Below are 9340 nucleotides of genomic sequence, written 5' to 3'. Positions count from 1 at the left end.
CATTAATTCGGGTTTTTTAAATTTTTTTTCAAAAACTTAGTTGGGCCCCCCGGGGGGGGGGCGGGCCCGGGGGGGGGGGGGGGCCCGGGGTGGGGGGGGGGGGGGGGCGGCCCCGTCCGCCCGCCCGCCCCCGCCCCGCCTCACCTGCCCCCCCGGCCCCCGCCGAGGGGCTCTCCGTCAGGCCCGCAGCGTCGCCGCGTACGCCTCGATCGCGTCCCGCTGGTACGCGGCCAGGCCCGGCGCGATCGCCTCGTACGCGGCCCGCCACTGCTCGTTCTCCACGCAGGCCCGGCCCATCGCGCGGAACTCCCCGGCCGGTACCGGTCGGATCGCGGTCAGCGCCCGGTGCTGCGCCTCGATCTCCGCCCGCACCGGCTCGTCGTCGACGGGCCGGCCGGCGGCCATCAGCTCGGCCAGGCGGATCATCTGCGCGGTGCGCTCCCGCTGCCCGGCCTCGACCTCCTCCGGGCTCATCCCGGCGGTGGCCCGTTCGGTGGCCTCGGCCAGCTCCGGGAACTCGCGCAGGCCCTCCTCGTAGTCGGTGGGCCGGACCCCTTCGAACAGGTTCTCCGGCCGGTTGATCTCGGTCATCGGCGTGCCGTCCTTCCTGGATCGCTCCAGTTCGGTGATCGTGCGGGAGACGGTCCCGGCCAGCGCGTCCAGCCGGTCGCGCTCGGCGAGCAGCCGGCGGTGGTGGCCGCGTAGGGCCTCCAGCTCGTCCACCTGGGTGGCCAGGATCCGGCCGATCTCGGAGAGCCCCAGGCCCAGCGCCCGGAGGACGAGGATCTGCTGGAGCCGCAGGAGGTCCCGCTCCTCGTAGTACCGGTGGCCGTTGGAGCCGATCCACGCGGGCGGCAGCAGTCCGATCTCGTCGTAGTGCCGCAGCGTCCGGGCGGTCACGCCGGACATCCGGGCCACGTCGGCGATGGGCCAGGCGGTCATGCGTCCTCCCTCACGTATCCCCACCGGGCCGGTCGGTCCGGCCCTGGTTCAGGACGGTAGGGGCTGCCGCTGCGGCAACCTCAAGCCCCTGCGCCGGGCCCGGGCGCCCCCACCGGTGCCGCCGCCCCGTCCGTGCGGTCGTCCGTCCGTGCCGCAATCCGCCCGGTTCGGTGCCGAACCGGCCCGCCCGGTGCCCGCACCTGTTCCCCCAAGGCTTCTTGGCCGAGCCTTGGCCGCGTCTTTGCTGTGCTCCGTACGGACGCCGGCCAGTCCCTCGCGAGAGTGATCCCACACCGGAGACCGCACACCCTCCCGACCAGGAGCACCGATGAACCGTACGATCCGCACCCGCGCCGCTCTCGCCGCCGCCGCCGTCGCCGCGCTGGGCACCTTCACCGCCGGTGTCGGCGTCGCCCGGGCCGGCGACGAGCAGGGCCGCCGCGGCAGGACGACCGAGCGCGAGATCGCCGCCCTCTTCGACCAGTGGAACGCGGCCCTGCGGACCGGCGACCCGGCGAGGGTCACCGCGCGGTACGCGGCCGACGCGGTGCTGCTGCCGACCGCCTCGCCGCGGATCCGCACCAGCCCCGAGGAGATCGCCGACTACTTCGAGCACTTCCTGCGGAAGACCCCGCGCGGCGAGAAGATCCGCTCGGTGGTCAGGGTCCTGGACGCCGACTCGGCGATCGACGCCGGTCTCTACCGCTTCCACCTCACGGACCCGGCGACCGGGGTGACCGAACGGGTCGACGCCCGCTACACGTACGAGTACGAGAAGCGCGGCGGCACGTGGCTGATCGTCAACCACCACTCCTCGGTGCTCCCGGCCGAAGGCTGACCGGCAGGCCCCCGGGCTGCGCCGGGACCGGCCGAAGGCCCGGGACCTCCCGGCGGCGGCCGCGCCCGGCCCCCGGGCCGGTCTGGCCGGAAACCGCCCACCCGGTGGAAAATCCCGAGCCCCCGCAGCCGCCGCTCACTAGCCTCGCCGCAGTGAAGACCCGACCGGACGACCTCGACGACCACCGGCTCCGGAGCGGCCTGCGCGCCTTCGGCATCGAAGCCGCCGACCTCGCCTACGCGCCGGTCGGCTACGGCGACCACCACTGGACGGCGGCCGGCACCGACGGGCGGCGCTGGTTCGTCACCCTCGCCGACCTCGCCCACAAGAGCCACTGCGGTCCCGAGCCGGAGTCCGCGTACGCCGGGCTGCGCCGGGCCATGGCCACGGCCCGGGCGCTGCGCCGTCTGGACCTCGTGGTCGCCCCCGAGGCCGCGGCCGACGGCGAGACCGCCGTCCGGCTCGGCGACCGGTACGCGCTCAGCGTCTTCCCGCACGTCGAGGGCGCCACCGGCCACTTCGGCGAGGAGCTCGCCCCGGCCGACCGGGCCAGGCTGGTGGACGCGCTCGCCCGACTGCACCGCTCCGAGGCGCCCGCCCCGGTGCCGCACCGCGGCCCGCGACTCTCCGCCCGCGCCCGCCTCGACGCCGCCCTCGCGGACCGCACACGGCCGTGGACCGCCGGACCGTACGGCGAGCGCGCGCGGGCCCTGGTCGCCGACCACGCGGCGGGGCTGCGCCGGGCGCTGGACCGCTTCGACCGGCTGGCCGACGGGCTCGACGGCCCCCTCGTCGTCACCCACGGTGAGCCGCACCCCGGCAACCTGCTGCGCCCGCCCGGCCGCGTGCTGCTGGTCGACTGGGACACCGTCGGGCTGGCCGCGCCCGAGCGCGACCTCTGGCTGACCGGCGCGGACGCCGAGGAGCTGGCCCGCTACGCCGACGCCACCGGCCACACACCGCGCCCGGCGGCGCTGGCCCTGTACCGGCTGCGCTGGGCGCTGGAGGACGTCGACGCCTACCTGCACTGGTTCCGCTCGCCGCACGGCGACAGCGAGGACGCCCGCGACTCCTGGGCCGCCCTGGCCGGGACGGTGCGCGAGCTGGACGCCTCGGCCGGGGACGGCGGGTAGCGGGACCGGACCCGGCCCGTCCGTCCGCCGTCCCCCACGCCGGCCCGAGGGACGGCGCCATCAGCCCCCCGGACCCCCGGACCCCCCCGGACCCCCGGACCCCCACCCCCGGACCCGGACCCCCGCCCCCGACCGAACGAACGGACGATGACCCCCGAATCACCCTGGCGGATACCCGACTTCCGCACCCTGTTCACCGCCACCGCCCTCGTCCAGCTCAGCACCAACGTCGGCTACGTCGTCATCCCGCTGATCGCCGTCACCGCCCTCGACGCGAGCGCCGGCCAGGTCGGCGCCCTCGCGACCCTCGGCACCGTCGCGTTCCTGCTCATCGGCCTGCCGGCCGGCGCCTGGGTGGACCGGATGCGCCACCGGCGCGTGCTGATCGCCGCCGACCTGGCGAAGGCCGTGCTCTACGCGTCCATCCCGATCGCCTGGGCGTTCGGCGGCCTCACCCTCTGGCAGCTGTACGCCGTCGCCCTGTTGGGCGGCTGCGCGACCGTCTTCTTCGACATCGCCTCGCAGAGCGTCCTGCCCCGACTCGTGGGCCGCGGACACCTCGTGCAGGCGAACGCCGCCGTGATCGGCCTGATGGCCCTCGGCAACATCGCCGGACGCGGTGCCGGCGGCGCGCTCGTCCAACTGCTCACCGCGCCCGCCGCCATCGTCGCGACGGCCGTCGGCCACTTCGGTTCCGCGCTGCGCCTGCTGGCCCTGCGCCGCACCCCCGTGCCGACGACGCCGGCGACACCTCCCGGGGCGGAAACGGCGCCCGCGCCGGGCCTGGGCAAGCAGATCGCCGAGGGGGTCCGGCACGTCCTCGGCAACGCCGAGCTGCGGGCGCTCGCGCTCTCCGCCGCCCTCGTCAACCTCGGCTACCAGCTCGTCAACACCCTGCTCCCGGTGCTGTTCGTCCGGGAGCTGCACCTGTCGGCCGGTGCCCTGGGCCTGTTCTGGGCGGTGGGCGGGGTCGGGGTGCTGCTCGGCTCGCGCTGCGCCCGCCCGATCGCCGCCCGGGTCGGCTACGGCCGGACCCTCGTCCTGGCGGGCCTCGCGGCGGTGCCCGCCGCCCTGCTGGTCCCGTTGATCGGCGACGGGTTCCGGCTGTACGTGGCGGGGTTCGGCTGGCTGCTGCTGCTCTGCAGGACCGGGGTGGACAACGTGCTGGGCGTCAGCCTGCGCCAGCGGATGACGCCGGACGCCCTGCTCGGCCGGATGAACGCCACCTTCCGCTTCGTGCTGACCGGGGCGATGCCGGTGGGTGCCGCGCTGGCCGGCCTGCTCGGCGAACTGGTCGGCCTGCACGCCACGTTGTGGGTCGGCGGAGTGATGGTCGCGCTGTCGTTCCTCCCGGTCCTCCTCTCGCCGATCCGGAGCCGACGGTCGCTCCCCGACGCAGCCGTCGTGTACGGCTCCGCGCCCCCTCGGCCCCAGACCGGCGCCGACCCCGCTCCGGGCCCTCCCGCTCCGGCCCTTCCGGCGCTTCCGGACCCCGTCCTCCCCGCTCCGCCGCCTCCCCGCCCCCGCCCTTGACTTCAAGTGGACTTGAACTCTGATCATGGTCGCCATGGACATGAACGGGAACACCGGTGCGGTCGATGCCGAGGTCGGGGCCGCAGTCGAAGCCGAAGCCGTAGCCGTCGAGAAGGTCGTCGCCACCGTACGGTACGCGCAGCTCGGCGAACTGCGGGAGGGGTTCACCGGCCTCTTCCGGGCCGACACGATCTGGACCACCGCCCGCGGCAGGTTCCTCGTCGGCCGGGGCGAGACCGCCGGGCTCACCCGCCGGGTGCTCCCCGGCGCCTTCGGCGGCGCCGGGCGCACCGCCGTCTGCGAGGTGGTTCGCACGCCCGCCCCGGCGGCGCCGAGGCCGAGGCCGGCCGGCGCGGCCCGGAGGCGGCCGGCGGGCAGGCCGGCGACGAGTGTGCCCCGTTGCAGGTGACGGCCGGGACGGGCGGCAGGCGGCCACTGACGGCCAGTCGGGCCACCGTCGTCAAGGGCGTAGGGCGCCACCGCGGTTCGCGGGCCCGGCCGGGCGGCCGGGCCCGCGCCGCGCGGTCAGCGGTGCCGCAGGTAGGCGGCGGCCGTCTCGCGGAGCCGGTCGTGCAGGCCGTCGTACGCGCGGACCCGGCCGAGCAGGGACTTGGGCAGCTTGGCGGCCATCGTGTAGTTGGTGTCGCAGACGTTGGCCGCCGGCGCCAACCCGGCCTGGCTGACCAGCTGGTAGGCGTCCAGCTCGTCCAGGCGGAGCAGTTCCCGGGTCCAGCCCACCAGGTCGTGCTGGCTGATCCGGAAGGCGTCCTCCAGTGGCCGGGCCGAGCCGGTGGAGATCAGGTAGCGGTCGTTCTCCAGCCGGGGCCAGACCGGTCCGCCGCCCTTGACCAGGTCGACCACCACCGTGGTGCGCATCGCGGTCTCCACCGCCGTCCCACACACCTCTCCCTCGCCCTGGCGGGCGTGGCCGTCGCCGACGGCCAGCAGCCCGCCGGGCACGTTGACGCCGAAGTAGGCGGTGGTGCCGGCCCGCATCTCCGGGGTGTCGAGGTTGCCGCCGTGCGCGCCCGGGGTGATCGACATCAGGGTCTCGCCGCCGGCCGGGGCGACGCCGACGGTGCCGTGCATCGGGTCCAGCGGGAGCTCGGCGGTGAAGTCGCTGTTCCGGGCCCGGAACCGGCAGATCCCGGCGGCGGTGTCCAGCTCGTACACCCAGACCCGCTCCTCCAGCGGCGCGTGCAGCATCGCGGTGGTGTGGGTCGCGGTGAGCGCCCCGAAGTGCGGGAAGGTGCTGGAGATCCCCCAGTCCCGGGCCGGTGTGATCTCGACGAAGTGCACGGCGAGGGTGTCGCCCGGTTCGGCGCCGGCCACCGCGATCGGGCCGGTCACCGGGTTGAGGTAGGGGAACTCGCAGACCGCGCTCGGCAGGTCGCCGATGCCGCGCACCCGTCCGCCGAAACAGTCCTCGGTGGTCAGCTCGACCACGGTGCCGGGTCGGACGGTCACCAGCGGTGCGCGTCCGCCGAAGGTGTAGGCGTACTCGTCGGGGGAGGGGGAGAGGCGGACGGCGTCGGGCAGGTTCACGGGGTCTCCTAGGCGTACGGGGAGCCGCCGGGCGCGGGCGCGGTGGCGGGGTCGGTGGCGGGGTCGGCGGCCATGGCCAGGCGGGGGCGGCGGCCGGTGAGCACCAGCCCGGTGAGCACCAGGGCGCCGAGTCCCATCCAGACGAAGCCGAGCCGCTGGGCGGCGATGTCCGCGTTGACGACGACGTAGGCGAGGATCGCGAACCCGAGGACCGGTGCGATCAGGTGGCGCCACCAGTCCCGGCTGCGGTGCCGCACGACGTAGTGCACCACCACCGAGACGTGCAGCACGAGGAAGGTGGTCAGCGCGCCGAAGTTGACGAGGGTGGAGAGCAGCGTGATGCCGTCCTCGCGCGAGGCCATGTAGAGGCCGAGGACGAGCGAGACGCCCGCGGTCAGCAGGGTGGCGTTCACCGGGACGCGGTGGCGCGGGTGGACCTTGGCGAGGAACGCGGGCAGCTGCCGGTCCCGCGCCATCGCGTACAGCAGCCGGGAGGTCGCCGCCTGGGCGACCAGCGAGTTGGCGAACCCCCAGGCCACGGCGGTGGCCGCGGCCGTCAGCGTGGCGAGCCAGCCGCCGGCGGCGGTCCTGGCCGCGTCGTAGAACGCGGTGCCGTCCGGGTCGCCCTGGGCGATCAGCGCGTCCGGGGCGGGCACGAGGAGGGAGGCGATCCAGGTCTGTGCGATGAACAGCGAACCGGCGAGCAGCAGGGCGGCGATCATGGAGCGGCCGATCGCGCGGGCGGAGTCGCGGTTCTCCTCGGCGAGGGTGGAGATCCCGTCGAAGCCGAGGAAGCTCAGCACCGCCACCGACACCGCGCCGAACACCAGACTCCACGAGAACGTCTGCGAGTTGTAGACCGGGGTGAAGTCGAAGCCCCGGCCCTTGCCGGCGGCCAGCGCGGCCAGGCCGAAGCCGACGAACACCAGTAGGACGATCAACTCGCCGATCAGCATGGCCTTGTTGACCTTCGACGTCATCTCGACGCCCAGGTAGTTGACGGCGGTGTTGAGCAGCACGAAGCCGACCAGCCAGAGCCAGACCGGCACCGAGGGCACCAGTGAGTTCATCGCCACCCCGGCGATCAGGTAGAGCAGGCCGGGCACCAGCACGTAGTCCAGCAGGATCATCCAGCCGGACAGGAACCCGACGGGCGGTGAGATGCCGCGCCCCGCATAGGTGTACACCGATCCGGCCATCGGGAAGGCCCGCGACATCTGCGCGTACGACAGGGCGGTGAACATCATCGCCACCATGCCGAGCACGTACGCCAGCGCGACCATGCCGCCGGAGCCCTGGAAGACGCTGCCGAAGATGCCGAACGGTGCGATCGGCACCATGAACACCAGTCCGTAGACCAGTAGGTCGGTGAAGCGCAGGGAGCGGCGCAGCTCCTGTCTGTAGCCGTAGCTCTCGATGTTCTGGGGCGCGGATGCTTCGGACATGGTGGCTCTCCTCCGTGACGGGCCCGGGGTGGTGGGGGAGACAGTAGGGCCAGTTATTTCCAAATGGAAGGGTTTTCGTGCCGTGACCTGCCCTTGACCTGCCGTCGGCCCCTCACCGGCCCCTCACCGAAGCGCCGTTGGGCCGCCGCACTGGCCTACCGCCGGCCTGCCGCTGGCCTACCGCAGGACTACCTACCGGCGGGCCGCAGCCGCCCGCCTCACCACAGGACCGTGAACCCCAGCCCCTCCGCCCGCGCCAGGTGCACGCCCTCCCCGCCCGGCCCCAGCGGCGCCCGCGCCCAGGCCCGCCGGACCGCCGCGTCGTCCCCGCGCAGCAGCCGCGCCGCCGCCCGCGCCAGCCCGCCCGCCGGCACCAGCTCGCCGCGCGACGCGAGCGCCGCCAGCAGGTGCACCCCGTCGTACAGGCCCACCGCGTACGCGTCCAGCACCGGCGCGTACGGTCCGAACACCGCGCGGTGCTGCTCGGCCAGGCGCAGGCGCCGCTCCTCGGCGAGCGAGACGAACGAGGGCATCGCCGCGTACAGCGTGCCGGTGTCGTCCCCGCCGTACGCGAGCAGGCTGTTCTCCTCCAGCGCCCCCGAGAGCCGCACCAGTCGCCGGTCCAGGCCGCTGCGGCGCAGCACCCGGTTGAACCGGACCAGGTCCGCACCGATCAGGCTCAGCATGAGGGCGTCCGCGCGGGCCGCCCGCAGCGCGTCCAGCAGCGGTTCCAGCGCCCGTTCCGTGGTGCCGAACGGCAGGTGCCGCTCCAGGACCACCCCGGCCCCGGCCCGCACCACCGCCGCCTCGGCGGCCCGGTGCACCGCGCGCGGCCAGATGTAGTCGTTGCCGACCAGCGCCCAGCGGCGCAGCCGGTGGCGGGCGGTGAGCCGCTCGATCACCCCGTGCAGCTGCCGGACCGGATCCGCCCCCGTGCAGACCACCCCGGGCCGGCGGGTCCCGCCCTCGTGCGGCGGCGTGAACACGTACGCGGCCCGCCCCGCCGCCACCGCCTCCACGGCCCGGTGCACGTCGCTGGAGTGGCAGCCGGCCACCGCGTCCACCGCCCCGGCGTCCAGCAGCAGCGCGACCTCGCGGGCCACCGCGGCGGGCGTGCCGCCGCCGTCCACCAGCACCAGTTCCAGCGGCAGTCCGCGCACCCCGCCGCCCGCGTTCACCTCGTGCGCGGCCAGCAGCGCGCCGTCCAGCGCCGAGGGCCCGGTCAGCCCCAGCGGTCCGGACTGCGGCACGACCAGGCCCACCCGGAGCGCCGGCGCCTCGCGGGGGAGGTGCAGCGCGTCGAGGGGCTCCAACAGCTTCACGTCGGCGCTCATCGCTTGCGAGTATCGTCATGACAGCCGATCCGGCAAGCTGCAGGTACTACGGCGGGGAAAGAGACACGGCCATGACACCATCGACGACCGCCCCCGCCACCGGCTCCGCCCCCGCCGCGGACCTCGACCGGCCGCTGCTGATCGAACTCCTCACGGTCGCCCAGCGCCGCCTGGCCCGGGGCCTCGCCGCCCAGTTGGAGGCCGAGGGCTGCACCCTCGACCAGTGGCGCGTCATGCGGGCCCTCACCGGGGACGCGGGCCAGTCGATGGGCGACCTCGCCCAGGCCCTCCTCATCCCGCAGGCCAGCCTCAGCCGCATCGTCGACGCCCTCGCGGAGGCCGGCTGGGCCTACCGCCGCCAGGACGAGCACGACCGCCGCCGCGTCACCGCCCACCTCTCGCGCCGCGGGCACACCCGCCTCGCCCGCCTCGACGCCCTCGCCGCCGCCCACGACGCCGCCGTCCGCACCGCCTGCGGCACCGCCGACCCGGGCCCCCTGCTGAGGCACCTCACCGAGGCCTAGGCCCTTCCAGGGCTTGAGGAAAGGCCCCGGCGGGTGCCGGGAGCGG

The 9340-nt window shown here is 75.1% G+C and carries 9 protein-coding genes; 5 read left to right on the top strand and 4 right to left on the bottom strand.

The annotated features are described in order from the left end of the window. Positions 1-177 precede the first annotated feature (177 nt). The gene (locus AC067J_RS37725) at positions 178-942 is read right to left on the bottom strand and encodes a MerR family transcriptional regulator (RefSeq protein ID WP_478307154.1); all 765 of its coding nucleotides are present in this window, start codon (positions 940-942) and stop codon (positions 178-180) included. A gap of 328 nt (positions 943-1270) precedes the next feature. On the opposite strand from AC067J_RS37725, the gene AC067J_RS37720 reads away from it, so the two are divergent. From AC067J_RS37720 to AC067J_RS37705, 4 genes are all read left to right on the top strand, one after another. Continuing rightward, positions 1271-1780, top strand: a complete 510-nt coding sequence (locus AC067J_RS37720) for an SgcJ/EcaC family oxidoreductase (protein ID WP_478307152.1) — start codon at positions 1271-1273, stop codon at positions 1778-1780. Positions 1781-1932: 152 nt separating this feature from the next. Continuing rightward, positions 1933-2913 carry an aminoglycoside phosphotransferase/kinase family protein gene (locus AC067J_RS37715; protein ID WP_478307150.1) on the top strand — a complete coding sequence of 327 codons (981 nt, stop codon included), beginning with the start codon at positions 1933-1935 and terminating at the stop codon, positions 2911-2913. A gap of 147 nt (positions 2914-3060) precedes the next feature. Further along, positions 3061-4446, top strand: coding sequence for an MFS transporter (locus AC067J_RS37710; RefSeq protein ID WP_478307148.1), 1386 nt, complete (start codon positions 3061-3063; stop codon positions 4444-4446). A gap of 34 nt (positions 4447-4480) precedes the next feature. Then, complete coding sequence (locus AC067J_RS37705) at positions 4481-4855, top strand: hypothetical protein (RefSeq protein WP_478307146.1); 375 nt, start codon at positions 4481-4483, stop codon at positions 4853-4855. A 116-nt stretch (positions 4856-4971) separates the two neighbouring features. On the opposite strand, the gene AC067J_RS37700 is transcribed toward AC067J_RS37705, so the two are convergent. The 3 genes from AC067J_RS37700 to AC067J_RS37690 form a co-directional block, all read right to left on the bottom strand. Further along, entirely contained in the window at positions 4972-5991 is a 1020-nt protein-coding gene (locus AC067J_RS37700; protein ID WP_478307144.1) for an acetamidase/formamidase family protein, read from the bottom strand. An 8-nt stretch (positions 5992-5999) separates the two neighbouring features. Further along, the gene (locus tag AC067J_RS37695; protein ID WP_478307142.1) at positions 6000-7436 is read right to left on the bottom strand and encodes an APC family permease; all 1437 of its coding nucleotides are present in this window, start codon (positions 7434-7436) and stop codon (positions 6000-6002) included. A gap of 218 nt (positions 7437-7654) precedes the next feature. Next, positions 7655-8770, bottom strand: coding sequence for an ABC transporter substrate-binding protein (locus tag AC067J_RS37690; protein WP_478307140.1), 1116 nt, complete (start codon positions 8768-8770; stop codon positions 7655-7657). A gap of 71 nt (positions 8771-8841) precedes the next feature. Between AC067J_RS37690 and AC067J_RS37685 the strand changes: the two genes are divergently transcribed. Further along, a complete protein-coding gene (locus tag AC067J_RS37685) occupies positions 8842-9294 on the top strand; it encodes a MarR family winged helix-turn-helix transcriptional regulator (RefSeq protein WP_478307138.1) in 453 nt (150 codons plus the stop codon). Positions 9295-9340 lie beyond the last annotated feature (46 nt).

Source organism: Kitasatospora sp. NPDC042419, from assembly GCF_056437345.1.
Note: the sequence above shows the minus strand (reverse complement) of the source record. Positions and strands in the feature narration are given on the sequence as shown.

Excerpts from the sequence above, each read along its gene's own strand:
- AC067J_RS37725 (WP_478307154.1), bottom strand. The coding sequence starts at position 942 with ATGACCGCCTGGCCCATCGCCGACGTGGCCCGGATGTCCGGCGTGACC.
- AC067J_RS37720 (WP_478307152.1), top strand. The coding sequence starts at position 1,271 with ATGAACCGTACGATCCGCACCCGCGCCGCTCTCGCCGCCGCCGCCGTC.
- AC067J_RS37710 (WP_478307148.1), top strand. The coding sequence starts at position 3,061 with ATGACCCCCGAATCACCCTGGCGGATACCCGACTTCCGCACCCTGTTC.
- AC067J_RS37705 (WP_478307146.1), top strand. The coding sequence starts at position 4,481 with ATGGACATGAACGGGAACACCGGTGCGGTCGATGCCGAGGTCGGGGCC.
- AC067J_RS37695 (WP_478307142.1), bottom strand. The coding sequence starts at position 7,436 with ATGTCCGAAGCATCCGCGCCCCAGAACATCGAGAGCTACGGCTACAGA.
- AC067J_RS37690 (WP_478307140.1), bottom strand. The coding sequence starts at position 8,770 with ATGAGCGCCGACGTGAAGCTGTTGGAGCCCCTCGACGCGCTGCACCTC.
- AC067J_RS37685 (WP_478307138.1), top strand. The coding sequence starts at position 8,842 with ATGACACCATCGACGACCGCCCCCGCCACCGGCTCCGCCCCCGCCGCG.